Here is a 17,701-nt window from a genome sequence, read left to right on the forward strand (position 1 = left end):
TCACCCTGCCAGGTGCACGGATCGTGCGCTGCCGTACAGCGCGAGCGAGATCAGCAGCGTGACGCTGACGACAGTGATGAGGGACAGTCGCACGGCGCGTCCGGTGGCGGTGCCGACGCCCGCGGGACCCCCGGAGGCGGTGTAGCCGTAGTAGGTGTGGATGACCATGACCGCAACAGCCATGACGATGACTTGGACGAACGACCACAGAACATCCGTGGGTACGAGAAACGTGGAGAAGTAGTGGTCGTAGACCCCGCCGGACTGGCCCAGCACCACGACTGTCGCGACCCGGCTCGCGAGGAACGACGTGATCAGTGACAACGCGTAGAGCGGAACCACGGCAACGATGCCCGCGACGATGCGGGTGCCGACGAGGTACGGCAGCGACTTGATCGCCATGACCTCGAGCGCGTCGATCTCCTCGCTGATCCGCATGGCGCCGAGCGCTGCCGTGGTCCCGGCGCCGATGGTCGCGGCAAGGCCCACTCCCGCGGTGACCGGTGCGACGACCCGTACGTTGACGTAGGCGGCCAGGAACCCGGTCAGCGCGTCGACCCCGATACTTCCGAGCGAGTCGAAACCCTGCACCGCGACGGTGGCACCGGCGAACAGGGTGAGGAAGCCGAGAATGACGATGCTGCCGCCGATCGCGGCGAGAACACCGGTGCCGAGCGAGATCTCGGCGATGACGCGCATCGTCTCCCCGCGGTACGACCGGGCGGCTCGGCCGGTGGACGCAAGTGCACGCGTGAAGAAGATCGCGCGTTCACCGAGTACATCGACCGCTCCGGAGGCAGCGTTCGTCCGGCGTCGCATCGCAGCAGCGATGTCGCTCATCTCGAGAACCATCAGCGGCCGCTCACGGCGAGGCCCACGGAGGTGAGGACCAGGTTGGCCAGGAACAGGGCGACGAACGAGAACACCACGGTCTCGTTGACCGCCTCCCCGACGCTCTTCGGCCCACCTCGCACGGACAGTCCCCGGTAACAGGCGACCAGCGCGGCGAGGAGACCGAACAATGCTGCCTTCACCTCGGAGAGCAGCAGTTCCGGAAGTCCCACCAGCAGCGTGACTCCTGCGGCATAAGCACCCGGCGTGACGTCCTGGAGGTACACGGAGAAGAAGAACCCGCCCACCAGTCCGATGGTGCACACGGCGCCGTTCAGGAGAGCCGCGACGAGGGTGCAGGCGAGAACGCGAGGCAGGACGAGGCGGTGCACCGGATCGATGCCCAGCACCTCCATGGCGTCCACCTCCTCGCGGATGGTGCGCGATCCGAGATCTGCGGCGATCGCAGTCGCGGCAGCGCCGGCCACGACGAGCACGGTGACCAGCGGCCCGATCTGGGTGACGGCGCCCAGGCCTGCGCCCGCTCCGCTCAGATCGGATGCACCGATCTCGATGAGCAACGAGTTCAGAGTGAAGACGACCAGCACCGTGAAGGGGACCGACATCAGGATGGTCGGAAGTAGAGAGACCCGGGCGATGAACCAGCTCTGATCGACGAACTCCCGCCACTGGAACGGCCGCTTCGCGACGGCTCGGGCGGTGTCGAGTGTCAAGGCGTAGAACTCCCCTAGAGACGACACCGCGCCGCGTGCCGCGGACGTGACTGCTCGCGAGGTGGAGACGCTCACCGGCCTACCCGACCGGGTTGTGTCCGTTCGTGGTCCATGCGACCTGTCCTTCCGGCAATCCTCGGCACAGCGTCTGTGATTCAATTCACCATACCGCACTGTATGGTGTGTTCTGACGGTTTCGACTATCCGATCTCGGGAGACATGAATGTCGTTGTGCAGCAGGCTCACGTCCGTCGTGTTCATCGCGATCGGAGTCCAGGCGTGTGTTGTGGCTCCGTCCACGGCCGGCCCGGCGGATCCGTGTGTCGACACTGTTCTCCTGGTTCACGATCTGGGTTCCTCCGCGGCGGAGTGGGACGGGTGGACCGACGACCTGACGAGTCGGGGGTGGTGTCCTGTCGCGTTGACCTACGGCGAATCCGCTCTCACGGAGGCGCTCCGGCCGGTCGCCACGGTCGCCGGTCTGGCTGCACTCGAGGACTCAGCGTCGCAGATACGGTCCGCGATCGACGGGATCCTGTCCCGCACCGGGGAATCGCGGATCCGCGTCGTGGCGCGCGGCGCAGGAGCGTTGGCCGTGCAGTCTGCACTGACCCACCCCGTGGACGACGGACTTGCCCCCGTGTCCACACTGGTCACGCTCGGACCGCTCTGGCGCGGAACGAACCTCGCCGAGGCCGGCACGATCGCCGCGTTCAACCGCGGTATCGGAATCTACGACGAGCTGGCCCGTCTGGAGAAGCCACTGGTGGGTCCATGGTGCGGGGCGTGCGGTGAGATCGTCACGGGTTCGTCGTTTCTCACGACTCCGCCCGTCGATGTACCGGTCGCCGGGGTGCGGTACGCCGACGTCGTCACGGCGACCGACGGACTCGTGACCGATCCGTTCACGAGTGCGATGCCGGGCGGCGAGGCGATCGTCGTGCAGTCCGTCGATCCGACGAGCACGGTCGACCACGCCGGGCTCTCGGGCGACGAGCAGGTCCGGCGACTCGCGCTGGACGCCCTCGGTCGGGTCTGACCCGGCGAGGTGATCGTACGATCGACGGATCAGCCGAGCATCACGACACGAAGGAGAGCGATGGCACCCGAAGCCGCGTCCGGCGATGCCCGCACCCGGAGTGGCGCCCCCGCGCGTCGACGGCGTGGCGGTGAGAAGAAGTCGGCGCCCGCGCCACGGGCTCCGCGGCTCACCGTCGACGATTGGATCGACGCCGCCTTCGCACTGCTGGTGAGCGAGGGCGTGTCGGAAGTGAAGATCACGACGCTGTGCGAGCGGCTGAAGGTGACCAAGGGCAGCTTCTACTGGCACTTCGCCGACATCGACGAGCTGATGACCGCCATCGCCGACAAGTGGTGCGACGAGCAGAACGACACGCTTCGCGGACTGGCTCAGGTGGACACCGTGCCCGTGGACGCGAGACTGCAGGTGATGGCGGAACTGCTTCTGCAGGAACGTACCTGGGCTGTCGAGGCGGCAGTGCGGGACTGGGCTCGGACCTACGACAAGATTGCCGTGGTCGTCCGGGAGCTCGATCAACGCATCTTCGACGTGGTCCAGAACTCGATGCGCGAACTGGGGTTCGACGAGGCCGAGGCACGGTTGCGAGCAGGCTTTCTCGTGTACGCGGGCATCGGTTTCGTGCATGCCCGCGACAACCTCCCCACGCCGACCCCGGACGAGGTGCGGGCGATGTTCGCCCTGCTGACCGCGCGGTAGCTGCCCGTCACTCCGCCGAAACGGGCCTGACACACCATACGGTGCGGTACGGTCAGCCCCGGCGCACTCGCGCCGCGGGCATGGGGGTGCGAAGTGGCGGAGGAGTTCTCGGTCGGTCGTGACGGTGCGATGGCGCGCCGGCGGTTCCTGCGCAATCTGGGCTTGGCGGTGGCAGTGGGTGCGACGGGGGGTGTTGTCACCCGCGCTCAGGCTCAGCCGACTCTTTCGAGTCCGCTGCTGTTCCACTCGCCGACACTGACGCCGTACATCGACGAGGTGGCTCCGCTACCCATTGTGCGCGGGGCCGACCACGTCGTCCGAACTGTGTCCACGATGCATCGATATCACTCGGGAGTGTCTGCGGCGCCCGCGATGGCGTACGAGGTGGACGGGGTGGCGACCACGGTGCTCGGCCCCACCCTCGAAGCGGAGTCCGGCCAACGGATGTCGCTCACCCTCACCAACGACCTCGGCCCGCATCCGTTCGCGCGCGATCTCGACACGAGTCTCCACGGAGTCTCACCACTCTTCCGGACCAGTCCGCCGACGGTGCTGCATCTGCACGGCGGGCTGACCCCGCCGGACAGCGACGGGCACGCCGAGCAACTCGTGCACTACGGTCGCACCCTTCGCTACGAGTTCCCGTTCCGCCAGGAAGCGGCCCACTTCTGGTACCACGACCACGCCATGGGAATCACCCGCGCGAACGTGTACGGCGGGCTCGCCGGGAACGTTCTGCTTCGCGACCGCTTCGACACCGGCGAAGCGGGCAATCCGCTGGGTCTGCCCGCAGGTGAGTTCGAGATGCCGCTCGTACTGCAGGAGAAGATCCTGACTCCTGATGGCAGAGCGAGTCTGCGATCCACCCCCGTGGTGCCCGAAGGGTCCTGGGAAGGCGGGGCCGTCGGCGATCTCGGAGTGGTGAACGGTGCTGTGTGGCCGCGTATTCCGGTCGCTCGCGGGGTGTATCGCTTTCGCATGATCAACGCCGGCTCGTACAGCGTCTGGAATCTCTACCTGGACCACGAGATCCCGTTTCTGGTCATCGGTAACGACGGCGGACTGCTCGACGCGCCGGTGGAGACGCGGCACCTCCGGGTCGCGCCGGGCGAGCGCTACGACATGCTCGTGGACTTCGGCACAGTCGAACCCGGAACCGCGGTGCGACTTCTCAACGACGAGGCACCACCGTTCCAGGCCGCGCAATTGGGCGCCGTCGCCATGACGCACTTCTGCCGCTTCGACGTCACCGCAGCTCGCGGCCACACGGGCGCGATTCCGAACCGTCTGCGCGACGGCGGATCACGACCGGAACCCCTACCGCCGATCGCGACTCCCGACCGCCACCGTGTCGTCACCGTCAGTCAGCCGTACGCGCTTCGGCTTCCGCCGGCGTACATGGCTCTCAACAACCTCCGCTACACCGACGGGGACATCGAATCTCCCCGCGCCGGAACCACCGAGCGGTGGGACATCGTGAACATCACCGCGGATCCGCACCCGATCCATCTGCACCTGGTGCACTTCCGCATTCTCGAGCGCGTCCCGCTGCGCACCGTCGAGCTCCAACTCGCTCATCCGCAACCCGCCGTCGGCACGAAGTGGACGCCGTCACCGGAACCCTTCCTCGCCGGTCCGGGTCTCCCTCCCGCGCCATGGGAGAGCGGGTGGAAAGACACGGTGCGGCTCGATCCCGGCACCGTGACTCGCATCGTCGTGCGATTTCCCACCGCCGAGGAACTCGACTTCGATCCCGACGCCGTGTTCCCCCGGCCGCCCGAACCGGGTGCTCTGGCGTCCTACGACCATGCAGCTCACAGCGCACCGGCCGGAGATCTGCAGGGCTACATGTGGCACTGCCACATCCTCGACCACGAGGATCACGAGATGATGTTGCGGTACCGCGTGATCGGGTGAGGTGCGGGGTGCCTCGACGCTGCGAATCTCACGTTCGACGGGGGCCGGGTATCAGCAGGGGAACGCGGTCCACCAGGTCGAGTGCGACATCGGGAGAGGCGCCGTCGAACACGGCGGTGTGGATCCCGCGCATGGCGCCGGTCACGAGTTGCGCTGCCGCGGCCACGTCGGTGTGGCGTTCGATCTGACCGGCATCGGCCGCTCTGTGCAGCAGTTGTTCGATCGCGACGACGAAGTCGGTGTGCCACCCCTCGGCGGTTCCTTCGCTGCGGGGAACACCGATGTTGCGGAACAGCACGTGGGTCGCCGGAGTGTCGTAGATGGTGGCCGCGGCGATGTGCAGGAACGATCGCAGCTGTCCCAGAGGATCGTCCGGCCACGTCGCCTGCTCGGAACGCGTTGCCATGCGGTCGATCAGCGTGGTGGCGGCATCGTTGACGGCTGCGTGGAACAGGTCGCGTTTGGTGGGGAAGTGGTGGAATGCGGTCCGGGCCGCGAGTCCGCAGTGCTGCGCCACGGCCTCCACGGTGATGTCGCCGTAGTCGGAGTGTTCGAGCAGCGTCTGGGTGGCGTGGACGAGCCGAGTCGGCGCCGGCCCCGGGTCGTCCGCCGTGTCGGACGCGGCCCACCGATAGAGAGTGGTCGGGTGGACACCCAGATCAGATGCGACGGCGGTGGGACTCTCTGTTCCCTCGAAGGCACGCTCCACAGCGGCGCGACGGTCGGCCGCAGTGAACTTCGAGGCCCTGGCCATGATCGTGACACTACAGTCCGAGTCGGCCGAGCGGGGACGGCAACTCGGGAGATCAGCGCAGCAGCCGCGCCACCGCCGGAAGCAGTACCCGAGGTGGCGTCAGCGCTGCCGTGGCGGCCGCGATGGTGTTCCTCCGTCCTGAGATGACGTGTGGACGTGAGGTTCTGGCGTCGAGGGCGCGCATCGCGGTGGCGACGACCTCGGCGGGTGACTGGTACGAGCCGGTCGTCGCGGCGGACTCGCCGATGACATCGAAGAACTCGGTGCGCGTCGGACCCGGGGCGAGTGCGAACACTCGGACACCGTGGCGCCTGGACTCGTACCACAGCGACTGCGTGAAGCTCAGGACGAACGCCTTGGCTGCGGCGTAGACGGCGAGGGTGGGAACGGGTTGGAACGCCGTCGTGCTGGCGACGTTGACGACGGATCCGGTGCCGCGGGAGATCATGTCGGGGAGGAAGGCAGAGCAGATGTCCACCACGGCAGCGACATCGACCGCCAGGAGCCGCGCGAGGTCGTCGGCATCGTTGTCGACGAACGGGCCCTGTACTGCGAAGCCGGCATTGTTGACGACGAGGTCCAGTCTCTCGGGAACCAGGGTCCGCAGTCGACGTCCGGCTGCGGGTTCCGACAGATCATGGGAGACCGTACGGCAGTGGATGCCGTGTGCACGTTCGAGTTCGGCTGCGAGAGCGGTCAACCGGTCCTCCCGTCGTGCCACCAACACCAGGTCGGAGCCGCGCGCGGCCAGGGCTCGGGCGAACTCGGCCCCGATGCCGGAACTCGCTCCGGTCACCATGGACCGCGCCGGTCGGAATGGATGCTGCGAGCGACTCATCCTCGGGAGTCCTTCGACCGATGCCCACGCTCGGAGGCGGACCGGCGGGCGAAATCCTCGTAGGAGGTGGGTTCGCGTCCGAGCAGTGCGGGAAGCACGGTCAGATCACCGGCGGGAAGTCCGTGCCGGTCGTAATGCGACATCATCGTGCGGTACGCCTCGCGCGCATCGTGCGGCCAGTCGTTCATGCCGCGGGGATTGGCGGCCGCGCCGACTCCCCGCACGAGGTGGCTCGCGGAGTGCATTCCGGTCGCCCGGACGGCCTCGACGAGGATCGGTCCCAGCGCGGGCAGGGCGGCTGTCCTGTGTCTGAGCGATGACGGCGGGATGCGGAGAGCAGTCACGCGATGGCCCAACACCGTCGACCAGATCGCCGCCATCTGGTGGCGAGTCAGTTCGACGGTGGACAGGTCGTAGGTACGCCCGGTGTGTGGGTCCGGATCGAGTGCGATGGTGGCGGCCACCTCGGCGACATCGGCGAGGTCGACCACTCCCATGACGCTGTCCGGTGAGACCGGGTACGGCATGACGCCCGCGTGCAGAAGGTCCCACACCTCGAGGTAGTTCTGCATGTAGTGCGACGGTCTCAGGACGGTGGTGGGGATCGCGCTGTCGAGCAGCATCCCCTCCGCGATGTGCTTCTGCCGATGATGGGTCAGCTGGTGCAGTTCGGGGTGGATCACCGAGTGGAACACGATGTGCTGCAGACCATGTGATGGTCCTGAAGCGATGAGGTGATCGATGATGGGTCGCTCGTCGATGATCTGCGTCGGAGCCGCGTGGTACAGGACGGTCGTGCCGGCGAGGGCCGTGTCGAGTGTCTGCGGGGCTCTCAGATCGCCCACGACGACCTCGGTGGCCCCGTCCCGCCGAGTCGTACGGGCCTGGTCGTCGTTCTTCACCACCGCTCGTATCGGAACACCTCGTGATGCCAGCTGTCGGACGAGCAGCCGTCCGACACCGCCTGCGGCACTGGTCACCGTGATCATGGAATCCCCTCCGGTCTCCGCACCCGGCCCGCCCCGATGCTCAAGCGAATATTGCACTATGAATGCAAATAACGCAAGGCCGACAAGGCGTGATCGGCGGACGGGTCGTCACGATCCCGGCATCGAGAGGACCGGCCGACTAGACTTCTTCCCGTGGACGCGGGTCGAGAGAACGACAGGTCACCCGGCGACACCATCGCGGCACACTTGCGGGAGGAGATCCTCTCTGGTCGCCGTGTCGGCGGGGAGAGGCTGGTCGAGGAGACCATCGCCAAGGGTTTCGGTGTGTCCCGCGTGCCGGTTCGAGAGGCTCTGGCGCAGTTGGAAGCCGAAGGTTTCGTCACCACCGTGCGGTATCGCGGTGCGACGGTGTCGACCACTCTCCACAAGGACAATCGAGAGCTGCTCGAAGTTCGGCACGGGCTCGAAGTTCTCGCCGCCCAGCTCGCTGCGCGTAACCGGGGTGGTTCGGTGGCGGACGAGCTGGCGCGCGTCGTCGAACGGGCGCGGGAAAGCGGCGGGGGACCACCCGCGGACCGGAGCGGCGCCCGGTCGTTCCACGACCTCATCGCCATTGCCTCGGGCAACGACCAGCTCAGAGAGATGTTGGCGGGTGTCAATCGGCGCGTCGAGTGGGGTCTCGGTGACGATCCCGATGCCACCGTTCACGACCACGCGGCGCTTGCCTCGGCCATCCTCGGTGGCGCACCCGTCCAGGCGGGGTTCCTCATGGACGAGCACCTCCGGCGGGACGAAGCCGACACCTGAGTAGTCGGTCCGTCACTTCGTATACTATCTGAGGTGTACATCAGGGGATTAACACATCCGTAGCGCCGAGCAACGGGAATGACACATGGTTTGTATACAAATTAGGCAGTCGTTTCGGAGCACGTGGAGAGGCGACTCGCCGGCTGACATCCGTTCCCGGTGCCGTCCAGTCCCCTGGAGCACACCATGTCCACATCCACTCCGGCGTCGATCCCACCGGGCGTCGATCCCGTGCCGGCATCGGCACTGTCCAGCACCCTCGACCGCATCGGATTCACCCGCGTCCAGGGAGCTGTCGTCCTCCTCCTCATGGCGGGGTTGTTCTTCGACAGTCTCGAGCAGAACTCCACCGGCGCCATGGGCCCGCTCATCAAGGACTCTCTCGGAATCGGCAACGCGCAGTTGACATTCATCAACACCGCCACCGTGATCGGTGGACTCGTGGGCCGCCTCATCGGTGGCTACATCGCCGACCGGTGGGGCAGGCGGGTGGCGCTCAGCCTGAACCTGCTGGTCTACACCCTCGGCGGACTGATCAGTGCCGCGTCCGTCAGTTACGAGATGCTGCTGGCGAGCCGATTCATCGTGGGCATCGGTCTGGGCGGCGAGTTCACGGTCGGTTTGGCGATCCTCGCCGAACTGGTCGCGACCCGCCACCGCGGTTCTCTCCTCGCCACTCTCAACATCTCGTCCGGAGGCATCGGCAACATCGCATCGTTCGGCTTCTTCATGCTCGTGCTCGGTCCGCTCGGAGGCGTCCTGGGCGGCGACGACACGTCGTGGCGCTGGACTTACGTCATCCTCGCGGTTCCGGCACTGCTGGTCGTGTTCTTCCGGCGCTACCTTCCGGAATCGCCGCGTTTCCTGTTGTCCAAAGGGCGTGTCGACGAGGCCAATCGAAGTCTGACGCGGCTGGCCAGTGGCTCGATCTCGGGGCTTCGCGACCCGGGGCCGACGAAGCAGTTCGTGACCGATGCCGACATCCTTCCCACCACCTCGTCGACGTCGTACGCAGAGGTGTTCCGCGGGCAGAATCTGCGCCGCACCGCGGCGGTCGGAGCCGCCTCGTGGATGTCGTTCGGTGCCCAGGTCGCCCTCCTGTTCCTCATGCCCATCCTGTTGGTCTCGAGGGGCTACTCCCTCACGGACTCACTGCTGTTCACCATGATCATGAACGTCGGCAGTCTCTTCGGCGCCTGTGCCGCGTGCTATCTCGCCGGCCGAGTCCGCCGGCGGCCCACTGTGATGACCGCGGCGGTTCTCGGGTGCGTGTCCGCGGTGGCGTTCGCGACTCTCGCGAACAGCGTTGCCACCATCCTCGTTCTCGGCGCCGTCTTCCAGTTCTTCACGATGATGCTCAACACCATGCTGTCGGTGTGGACGCCGGAACTGTTCCCCACCTCGATCCGCGGAATGGGCACGTCCATCGTCAACGGAATCGGGAATGTCGCCGGCGCCGTCATGCCGTTCGCAGCCCTCTTCTTCTTCGACCGCGCGGGAGTGGCCGGAGTGTTCTTCATGATCGCGGCCATGTACGTCCTCCTGGTCGTCGTCGCTCGCTTCGGACCCGAGACGTTCGGACAGTCTCTGGAGGAAGTGAACGAGAAGGAACTCGTCGCAGCCTGACACTCGAATACAGTGCATCACAACAGAAAGGCAACATCCATCATGACCGAATCACTGTTCGTCTCCGCCACCGCGCACGGGCTGAACTACCTTCCGGAGTACTACGCCGATCACGCCGGCATGTTCGCCGAGCGCGGTCTGTCGGTGCACGCGAAGGCATGTGACCCGTGGACCGGCGTGCTCGACGATCTCGACAGCGGCGCTGCGGACATCGCTCTCGGCGGACTGTGGGTTCCCGGAATGTACTGGGGGACATCTCGTCAGCTCACCGTCTTCGCACAATTGAACCACCAGTTCCCCAAGGCGCTCGTCATGCGAGCACCGACACCGGACGGATTCGACTGGTCGATGCTGACCGGGAAAACCGTGTTGGCGCCGGGAATCGGTGGCAGCGCGCCGTATGCGATCACCGCGGGAATGATGCGGGAAGCGGGAATCGATTCCGCCGCAACGGCATTTCTCCGCGATCTGTCCACGCCGATGTTCGTCGAACTGTTCGAGGACGGACTCGGTGATGCGATCATCCTCGACATCACCACCGCTCAGTCGATGTCGGATCGCCACACCGGACACATCGTCGTCGAGTACGCAGACGTCGGCGGGCTCGGCCCGAACAGTGTGTACTACTGCCGCACCGACCGTGTCGAGGAACTGGAGGATCGGCTCGTCGCGTTCACCTCCGCCCTGGACGCTGCTATGGCAACGGTCAAGGCGACGCCCGTGAGTGAACTCGAACCGCTGCTGGCCGAGCACTGGCCCATGATGCCGCTGCCCACTCTCACCGCCGCGTGCACGAGAATCCAGCAATCCCGCACCTGGGACACGGTGCGCATCGATGGTGCTGCGAGCGACCGCTGGATGCGCATCCTCCACGAAGAGAAGATGGTCGGTCGGGCCCCCGCGTTCGAGGATCTGGTCACCTCGCGCATCGTCGACGCTGCGGAACTGACGACGGTCGGCTGAACGATGACACTGGTACTGCGCCACTCGGAGATCTCGGCGCTGCTGGACCGCACCACTGTCCTGGAAGCAGTCGAGCGGATGTTCGTGGAGCTGAGTGAGGGCAGCGCCCAGAACCCGGTGCCGCCCTCGATGAACGGCACCGAGGACGCCCGCATCATCCCCATGGTGGCCCAGTCCGGTGTCGCGGAACTGGCGGTGGCCAAGGTGCTCTGCGACGCCCCCGCGAACCGTGCACGCGGACTCCCTCGTCAGCGGTCGACGATGCTGGTCACCTCGACTCGCACCGGGGAATGTATCGCGATGCTGGACGGACGCGCGATCACCGCCATCAGAACCGCAGCCGCCAGTGCAGTCGCCACCCGGTACCTGGCGCGGCCGGGGCCGGCTGTGCTCGGCGTCGTCGGCGCCGGCGCGCTCGCGGTCGAGCATGTCCGCGCGATCCGCACCGTGCGGGACGTGACCAGCGTTCTCGTGTGGTCCAGATCGGAGAGCACGGTGGCGACATTCCGCACGGCCTTCGAGGGTGACGATCTCCCTATCCGGTCGGCAGCGTCGGTGGAAGAGATCGCCCGCTGCGCCGACATCGTCTGCACTCTCACCCCGTCGGTACAGCCGATCCTGAGAGGTGGATGGCTCACCGCTGGAACACATCTGAACGTCGTCGGCGCAGCGCCACGCCCCGACGAGCGTGAAGTGGACGGTGAGGCCATGGCACGGTCGCGGATCGTCGTGGACAGTCGAACCACCGCGCTGTCCAAATCGGGAGACGCCGTGCTCGCACTCGCCGAGGGTGCGGTGACGGAGGACGAACTGAGCACCGAAATCGGCGACGTCATCACCGGCCGGAGGATCGGTCGATCATCGGACGAGCAGATCACACTGTTCGACTCCACCGGCATCGGTGCGGAAGACCTCGCCGTCGCACGCCTCGTCATCACAGCAGCTCGTGAGCGAGGACTGGGAATCAGCGTCGATCTCAGCTCGTGAGGCGGCGGGGGAGAGTCGGGTGAACCCCACGGGGCGACAGGACGGTCTCGCTGGTGGCGACCACGGCCTTCCCGCCGGGGTGAGCGTGACACGTGTGTGACGCCGCTCGTCAGGGTGGAGCGGGTGCTCGACGGGCCGGTGCATCTCGAGACCGTCCACGATGTCGGGGCCGTCTCTCGAGCCGAGTGAATAGTGTCGCGCAACGCCGCCTGCACTGAACCGACAGCCTCGGCCAATTCCGCGCGTCGACCCTGGTTCTTCTCGAACTCGGACAGCAGTGTCCATACTGTCGGCTCGGTTCCGGTTCCCCGGTCATCGGGGAACCGTCCGGCTGTTCGGCTACCAGTGCCGCCCGGCGATGGGGCGAAACGGTCAGATCGCTGGGTGCGCCGGTGTAGAACGATATCCGGGGCGGGTGGCGAAGGATGTCCCCGACCGTGAGCACGAACAAGTGGGTGTCAGGGTGTCGGTACATCGTCTGCAGTGGTCGCCGGGGCAGCCGTCGGTGTCCGACGTCGAGGCGCGAGCGGCCACCATCGGTGTGATCCGCTACGACATCGCTGCCCGGCGCCTTGATCTCGACGACCGCGCGAGGGAGATCTTCTCGGCGCCCACGGACCGTCCCGCGATGGAGGTGTGGCACGAACGAGTGCATCCCGACGACGAGCGTGTCGTGCAGAAGCTGTTCGAGGATGCCCACACCTCGCTCGGGGCCGAATGCCTCTATCGGATCGTGCTTCCGGACCGGTCCCTGCGGTATGTCCTGACCCGGAGCATGACCATCGAATCGACGAACGACCCCGGCGCCGGAATCCTCACCGGCATCGTGCTCGCCGTGGATCCCGAACTCGGCGCAGACGCCGTCCTGACGCGGGTGCTGGATCGGGTCTCGCTCGGCTTCATGGTGTTGGGGGAGGACATGGTGGTCCGCTACATCAACACGGAGAGCGAACGGCATCTCGGGGTGCCTCGCGCGGAGATCCTGGGCCGACACATTCACGACGCGCTGCCTCGGACGCGGGACTCGTTCTTCGGTGACTTTCACCGCGAGGTCATCGCCACGCGTGGTGAGGTGACGCTACAGACAGCATCCCTGTACGTGCCCGGTCGCACCATCGAACTGACGGGCAGCTTCGTGGACGGGCACGTGGCGATCAATTTCCGCGACGTCACCGAGACCGTCGAAAGGACCGCTCGCCTGGTCGATGCCTACCAGTCGATTCTGGACCGGTCTCGTCACGACGACCTGACCGGTGTCCTGAATCGGTCGGCCCTGCTGGAGAGGCTCACCCGCCCGGACTGCGACCTCGCTGCTCCGACGGCGCTGCTGTTCGTGGACGTCGATTACTTCAAGGAGATCAACGACACTCACGGACACGCGGCGGGTGATCTCGTCCTGCGTACGCTCGCTCAGCGTCTGCGGTCCGAGTGCGGTTCGGAGGATGTGATCGGCAGAATCGGTGGCGACGAGTTCATCATTGCGTCGTTCGCCCCGACGGGCGCCGGCGGCGAGCAGGGTGCGGACCGGCTGGCCGCCCGACTAGGTGACAGGGTTCGCGAACCCATCGCGCTCGACGAGAGCGATGTCGAGGTGTCCGTCACCATCGGGATCGCGTACAACTCCGGAACCGTCCGGCTCGCCGACCTCCTCGCCCTCGCCGACACGGCCCTGTACAGCGCCAAACGCACCCGGCCTGCTCGACGCGGGTAGCCGCGAGACGTGGGGGACCTCGTTGCTCCGGTGGACGGTGGGCTCCACTGACAGGGGAGCGGGTGCGTCGCTGATGGTCAGAGATCGCCGGTCGGCGCGGCGGCGCTGACGGACTCGACGAACTCGGTGGCGATCTCGCGCACCTTGCGATTGAGATGTTGGGAGCGGGTCGACAGCACAGTGAAAGCCGCATCCTCGTCGATGCCACGCAGTGCCATCAGAATGCCCTTGGCCTGTTCGATGGGAGCCCTGTGCACCAGCGCGTCCCGTAGTCCGGCGATGGTTCCGTGTAGTTCGCGGCGACGTCGAGCCCTCTCGAGAGCATCCGCTGTCACTCCCGTGAGCAGCTCGACGAGGCGGTGATCGAGATCGTCGAAACCCTGTGGTGCACGGGCGAACAGGGTCAGCGATCCGACCGGCCGATCGTCGCAGACGATCGGCGCACACAGCATGGTGTTGATGCCGACGCGGTGAGCAGCGGGTCCGAGATGCGGCCATCGATCGTCGTCGACCGTGCAATCGACGACGATGGTGGCGGCCGTGCGAGCCGCGTGCAGACAGGGACCGTTGTCGGCGGAGTACTGCTGGTCGTTGATCGGCGCGATCTCCGTGCTCGAGGCTGCGGCGGTGAAGGTGACATCGCCGATCGACAGCGTGATGCCGCAGTGGTCGGCGGCATCGACGAGGGTGCAGGCGACGTCGGTCAGTCGATCGAGCAGCTCGGCGACGTGGTCGTCGTCGGCGAGTGCGGCAACTGCCCGGACGGCCAGAGCGAGCCGCAGCTCGGGCGGTGTGGGGTCCGACGTGGTCACGGCGCTCTTTCCATCACTGTCTCAGGTCGCGCCGACCGGTGACGGGCCTCGCGAACACGGGAAGTCGGTGCCGACCGCCGTCGGTTTCGACAGTCGAGCACCGAACTCCGGGTGCAGCGGGGCACCTGCGGAGAATTGTGCCCGGTGGGGGACCACCCTGAAACACCGCTCGAAGATCACCATGGAGTCGAGAGAAAATATCCCCTCACGGAAGGTTGAGTGGCACCGGACAGGGTATGGACACGCACAGACAGCGGCGTCCAGAGTGTGGCGGCTTCCTACTACCTACAGATACAACGTCAGATCGGCCCGTGCGGGGTCACCCTGCGTGGTCGTTCGTACGCGTGTCCGAGGAGCTCCGCGTGGTTCGCAAGGTTGACGTGACGCTGATCGACGACCTGGACGGGATGTCCGCGGACGACACCGTCGTGTTCGGTCACCGGGGAACATGGTTCGAGATCGACCTGTCGTCCGAGAACGCAGCGCAGATTCACGGCCTGCTCACGGAGTGGAGCACCCGAGGACGTCGGTCGGAGGACATCTCGACGGTGCGGCGTCGGACGGCAGCGGACCGCGCGGAGACCGCGGCGATCCGCACGTGGGCGCGTGGACATGGTTTCGCCATCGCCGACCGCGGGCGCATCGCCGATTCTGTCGTGGCGGCGTATCGGACGCGAGCACGTCCGCCGTCTCGTGAGGATGCGACCTGCCCCCGTCGTCGCGGACGGGAAAGCTGAACGAGGCGTGCGCGAGTCGATCTGCGAACGCCTGGTGGAGGGATGGACCATGAACGACCCCGGTGACGCGACCGCGTCCGACGGGCCTCGACTCGGCCCGGGGGAGCGGTTGTCGGATTTCGTCGACGTGTGCGTCGGGGTCGCCGGCGCGGACGGTGGCGCGGTGGTCGTGTCGTCCCCGCGTCACCCCGATACGCGACGCGTGCTGCACACCACCGACTCGTCGGCGGAGAGGATCGCCGACCTGCTGTACCTGCACGGCGCGGATGTCGATCTCGTGTCGAGTGACCGTGCGGTGGGCCGGACGATCATCGTGGACGACCGCCACGACGGGGCGCGGTGGCCGTTGCTGATCGACGACCTGGTGGCATTGGATGTCGGGTGGGTGAGGGTGCTCCCACTGGGCGCGGTGGACGCCCCCCTCGGGTGCGTGCAACTGCACCGGCGCTCGGTGTGGAGCGGGCCGTTGCCGGCAGGAACGGACGTCTTGATCGGACACCTGGTGCGGGTCATCGGGCCCGTGGTCGTAGGCGACGCCGCGCTGGCGACCGTGGACGGGGACGAGGCAACCGATCTCACGAGCGTGGCCATCGGCATCCTGGTCGCGCGGCATGCCGTGGCGGTCGATGTCGCGTCGGCGATGTTGCGGGCCGGAGCGGTCACTCGGGAGCATTCGTCGGTGGAGGAGGCGCAGCGCATCATCGCCACCCTCCACGGCCGCGAGGGGCCTTGACACGCGCAGCGCGGCGGCGGCATCATCCTTCCCGAGGGGTCACCCGGCAGTCTCCGCGGCGACGAGTCCGAGCACCAGAGCGGCCGCCAGACCGCCTGCGTACGCGCGGTTCCACAGGCCGCCCGTGTCGGAACCGGCTGCCAGCAGGCCCGGAATCGGCTCGCCGTTCGGTGTCAGAACACGGGCGTCGCCGTCGACTCTGACGCCGTGAAACGGGAAAGTGACGGCCGGGACGGCTTCGATGACGTAGTAAGGCGGTTCGTTCAGCGGGCTCGCATCCAGCGCTCGGCCCGGCACAGGGCCCTCCGCCGACGTGGTGGACTCGTTGAAGTCGGCGATCGCGGCCGCGATGGCGGCTCCGTCGTATCCCCAGTCCTCCGGTAGGTATTCGAGCTCCTCGAGCGTGTCCGCTCGTCCGACCCGACCCCCGCGCTTGCTCGCCAGTGCGAACTTGTCGACGGCCACGGCGCCCTCGACGTACGACGCCAGGACCCAGTCCCGGTGCACGCGAGCGTCCGCCACGAGAAGCCCGCGTGCCTCGCGCCGGTCGAGCAGAGCCATCGTCGTCAGGTGATCACCGAGTGTCTCGTCGACGAAGCGCGTCCCGTCGAGATCGAACAGGAGCGCGTGTTCGCTGTAGTACAGCGACATGTCGACGAAATCGGACGGGTCCGTCAGGGTCACCCCGCTGGGAATCAGGTGCCCGTAGAAGCCGGCGTTCATCGCACCGGCGGCAGCGCCGACGCTCTCGGCGAGTGTCAGGCCCACGCCCGTGCTGTGGGGGTTCGAGCGCAGTTGCATGCGCCCTGCATTCGGATGAACGTGCTTCTCGAGCAGCGCTGCGGACCCTTGGAAACCGCCCGTGGCGAGCACGGTGTGCGCCGCCCGCACGTCCTGTGGTTCCGCGGTGCCGGTCCGGATCACCGCGCCGGTGACGACGCCGTTCTCGAACGTCAGGCTCTCGGTGCACGTGTTCAGAAGGACCGATCCGCCGGACTCGAGGACGATCCGCCTGCACAGATCGACGTACTGGTTGGTGTCGAACTTGTGTCCTCGCCCGAAGGACAGGATTCGCTGCGCATCGCCCACCTCCACACCGGTGTCACGTAACCACTGCACGCCGTCCTGGAACCGGTCCACCAGCAGTCGCCTCAGGGCAGGGTTGCCGTGCGGGTTCTGTGCGTCCATGACGGTGTGATCCGGTGCCGTCCAGACGTATCCGGCATAGCGCGCGGATCCGCCGACATCCGCACCGACCTCCACCACGACGACGGATCTGCCTGCGGACGCGGCGCGGGCTCCGGCGGTCAGACCGGCCATCCCGCCGCCGATGACCAGTACGTCGCACTCGATGTCGTTCATTGCTGTCGGCCTCTCGATCAGAAGTGGTGTCTGCGGGTCACCGTGAGAACGCGCGCAGCCCGGCTGCGGCGAATTCGGCTGTGGCGTGGGCGGCTGCTGCGGCGGTGCCGTCCGTGTCGTCGGAGGCGGCGGCGCGGTGTGCGATGCCTTCGGCGATGACGGCGATCTTGAAGTCGGCGAGGGCGCGGTAGAAGTTCCAGT

The 17,701-nt window shown here is 66.9% G+C and carries 17 protein-coding genes; 10 read left to right on the forward strand and 7 right to left on the reverse strand.

Annotated features, from left to right (window positions below; translation table 11 throughout):
• Window positions 1-840: an ABC transporter permease gene (locus QRN16_RS19745; protein ID WP_056449510.1), complete on the reverse strand. Its 840-nt coding sequence runs from the start codon at window positions 838-840 to the stop codon at window positions 1-3.
• An 11-nt stretch (window positions 841-851) separates the two neighbouring features.
• A complete protein-coding gene (locus QRN16_RS19750; protein ID WP_052493233.1) occupies window positions 852-1,592 on the reverse strand; it encodes an MlaE family ABC transporter permease in 741 nt (246 codons plus the stop codon).
• Between the two features lie 196 nt (window positions 1,593-1,788).
• Between QRN16_RS19750 and QRN16_RS19755 the strand changes: the two genes are divergently transcribed.
• From QRN16_RS19755 to QRN16_RS19765, 3 genes are all read left to right on the forward strand, one after another.
• Window positions 1,789-2,604 carry an esterase/lipase family protein gene (locus tag QRN16_RS19755; RefSeq protein WP_285189296.1) on the forward strand — a complete coding sequence of 272 codons (816 nt, stop codon included), beginning with the start codon at window positions 1,789-1,791 and terminating at the stop codon, window positions 2,602-2,604.
• Window positions 2,605-2,664: 60 nt separating this feature from the next.
• On the forward strand, window positions 2,665-3,303 hold the full coding sequence (locus QRN16_RS19760) for a TetR/AcrR family transcriptional regulator (protein ID WP_285189298.1): 639 nt from the start codon (window positions 2,665-2,667) through the stop codon (window positions 3,301-3,303).
• Between the two features lie 129 nt (window positions 3,304-3,432).
• Window positions 3,433-5,220 (forward strand): multicopper oxidase family protein, encoded by a 1,788-nt coding sequence (locus QRN16_RS19765; protein WP_285189333.1) that lies wholly within the window; start codon window positions 3,433-3,435, stop codon window positions 5,218-5,220.
• A gap of 28 nt (window positions 5,221-5,248) precedes the next feature.
• On the opposite strand, the gene QRN16_RS19770 is transcribed toward QRN16_RS19765, so the two are convergent.
• From QRN16_RS19770 to QRN16_RS19780, 3 genes are read right to left on the reverse strand one after another with little or no spacing between them, the layout of a single operon-like run.
• Complete coding sequence (locus QRN16_RS19770; RefSeq protein ID WP_027504455.1) at window positions 5,249-5,974, reverse strand: TetR family transcriptional regulator; 726 nt, start codon at window positions 5,972-5,974, stop codon at window positions 5,249-5,251.
• A 52-nt stretch (window positions 5,975-6,026) separates the two neighbouring features.
• Window positions 6,027-6,812: an SDR family NAD(P)-dependent oxidoreductase gene (locus tag QRN16_RS19775; protein ID WP_285189301.1), complete on the reverse strand. Its 786-nt coding sequence runs from the start codon at window positions 6,810-6,812 to the stop codon at window positions 6,027-6,029.
• Entirely contained in the window at window positions 6,809-7,801 is a 993-nt protein-coding gene (locus QRN16_RS19780) for an SDR family oxidoreductase (protein WP_285189303.1), read from the reverse strand. Before QRN16_RS19780 ends, QRN16_RS19775 begins: the two co-directional genes overlap by 4 nt.
• Window positions 7,802-7,954: 153 nt before the next feature.
• Between QRN16_RS19780 and QRN16_RS19785 the strand changes: the two genes are divergently transcribed.
• The 5 genes from QRN16_RS19785 to QRN16_RS19805 all read left to right on the forward strand — a co-directional run bounded on the left by QRN16_RS19785 (window position 7,955) and on the right by QRN16_RS19805 (window position 13,856).
• Entirely contained in the window at window positions 7,955-8,569 is a 615-nt protein-coding gene (locus tag QRN16_RS19785) for a GntR family transcriptional regulator (protein WP_285189305.1), read from the forward strand.
• 186 nt (window positions 8,570-8,755) lie between these two features.
• Window positions 8,756-10,195: an MFS transporter gene (locus QRN16_RS19790; RefSeq protein ID WP_285189307.1), complete on the forward strand. Its 1,440-nt coding sequence runs from the start codon at window positions 8,756-8,758 to the stop codon at window positions 10,193-10,195.
• Between the two features lie 42 nt (window positions 10,196-10,237).
• A complete protein-coding gene (locus QRN16_RS19795) occupies window positions 10,238-11,158 on the forward strand; it encodes an ABC transporter substrate-binding protein (RefSeq protein WP_285189308.1) in 921 nt (306 codons plus the stop codon).
• A gap of 3 nt (window positions 11,159-11,161) precedes the next feature.
• Window positions 11,162-12,145, forward strand: a complete 984-nt coding sequence (locus QRN16_RS19800) for an ornithine cyclodeaminase family protein (RefSeq protein WP_285189310.1) — start codon at window positions 11,162-11,164, stop codon at window positions 12,143-12,145.
• Between the two features lie 463 nt (window positions 12,146-12,608).
• Window positions 12,609-13,856, forward strand: a complete 1,248-nt coding sequence (locus tag QRN16_RS19805; RefSeq protein WP_285189312.1) for a GGDEF domain-containing protein — start codon at window positions 12,609-12,611, stop codon at window positions 13,854-13,856.
• A 77-nt stretch (window positions 13,857-13,933) separates the two neighbouring features.
• On the opposite strand, the gene QRN16_RS19810 is transcribed toward QRN16_RS19805, so the two are convergent.
• On the reverse strand, window positions 13,934-14,668 hold the full coding sequence (locus tag QRN16_RS19810) for a GAF and ANTAR domain-containing protein (RefSeq protein WP_285189315.1): 735 nt from the start codon (window positions 14,666-14,668) through the stop codon (window positions 13,934-13,936).
• 362 nt (window positions 14,669-15,030) lie between these two features.
• On the opposite strand from QRN16_RS19810, the gene QRN16_RS19815 reads away from it, so the two are divergent.
• Together QRN16_RS19815 and QRN16_RS19820 are read left to right on the forward strand one after the other, a co-directional pair.
• Window positions 15,031-15,405, forward strand: coding sequence for a histone-like nucleoid-structuring protein Lsr2 (locus QRN16_RS19815; RefSeq protein WP_285189317.1), 375 nt, complete (start codon window positions 15,031-15,033; stop codon window positions 15,403-15,405).
• Window positions 15,406-15,454: 49 nt separating this feature from the next.
• Complete coding sequence (locus QRN16_RS19820) at window positions 15,455-16,138, forward strand: hypothetical protein (protein WP_285189319.1); 684 nt, start codon at window positions 15,455-15,457, stop codon at window positions 16,136-16,138.
• Window positions 16,139-16,177: 39 nt separating this feature from the next.
• Here the strand turns inward: QRN16_RS19820 and QRN16_RS19825 are convergent, their stop codons facing one another.
• Entirely contained in the window at window positions 16,178-17,500 is a 1,323-nt protein-coding gene (locus QRN16_RS19825; RefSeq protein ID WP_222628075.1) for an FAD-binding protein, read from the reverse strand.
• Window positions 17,501-17,701: the final 201 nt, after the last annotated feature.

Origin of the sequence: Rhodococcus sp. MEB041, assembly GCF_030208955.1 — a bacterium.
In the GTDB taxonomy this organism is placed as follows: domain Bacteria; phylum Actinomycetota; class Actinomycetes; order Mycobacteriales; family Mycobacteriaceae; genus Rhodococcoides.

Excerpts from the sequence above, each read along its gene's own strand:
- QRN16_RS19745 (WP_056449510.1), bottom strand. The coding sequence starts at position 840 with ATGAGCGACATCGCTGCTGCGATGCGACGCCGGACGAACGCTGCCTCC.
- QRN16_RS19755 (WP_285189296.1), top strand. The coding sequence starts at position 1,789 with ATGTCGTTGTGCAGCAGGCTCACGTCCGTCGTGTTCATCGCGATCGGA.
- QRN16_RS19760 (WP_285189298.1), top strand. The coding sequence starts at position 2,665 with ATGGCACCCGAAGCCGCGTCCGGCGATGCCCGCACCCGGAGTGGCGCC.
- QRN16_RS19765 (WP_285189333.1), top strand. The coding sequence starts at position 3,433 with ATGGCGCGCCGGCGGTTCCTGCGCAATCTGGGCTTGGCGGTGGCAGTG.
- QRN16_RS19770 (WP_027504455.1), bottom strand. The coding sequence starts at position 5,974 with ATGGCCAGGGCCTCGAAGTTCACTGCGGCCGACCGTCGCGCCGCTGTG.
- QRN16_RS19775 (WP_285189301.1), bottom strand. The coding sequence starts at position 6,812 with ATGAGTCGCTCGCAGCATCCATTCCGACCGGCGCGGTCCATGGTGACC.
- QRN16_RS19780 (WP_285189303.1), bottom strand. The coding sequence starts at position 7,801 with ATGATCACGGTGACCAGTGCCGCAGGCGGTGTCGGACGGCTGCTCGTC.
- QRN16_RS19790 (WP_285189307.1), top strand. The coding sequence starts at position 8,756 with ATGTCCACATCCACTCCGGCGTCGATCCCACCGGGCGTCGATCCCGTG.
- QRN16_RS19795 (WP_285189308.1), top strand. The coding sequence starts at position 10,238 with ATGACCGAATCACTGTTCGTCTCCGCCACCGCGCACGGGCTGAACTAC.
- QRN16_RS19800 (WP_285189310.1), top strand. The coding sequence starts at position 11,162 with ATGACACTGGTACTGCGCCACTCGGAGATCTCGGCGCTGCTGGACCGC.
- QRN16_RS19820 (WP_285189319.1), top strand. The coding sequence starts at position 15,455 with ATGAACGACCCCGGTGACGCGACCGCGTCCGACGGGCCTCGACTCGGC.
- QRN16_RS19825 (WP_222628075.1), bottom strand. The coding sequence starts at position 17,500 with ATGAACGACATCGAGTGCGACGTACTGGTCATCGGCGGCGGGATGGCC.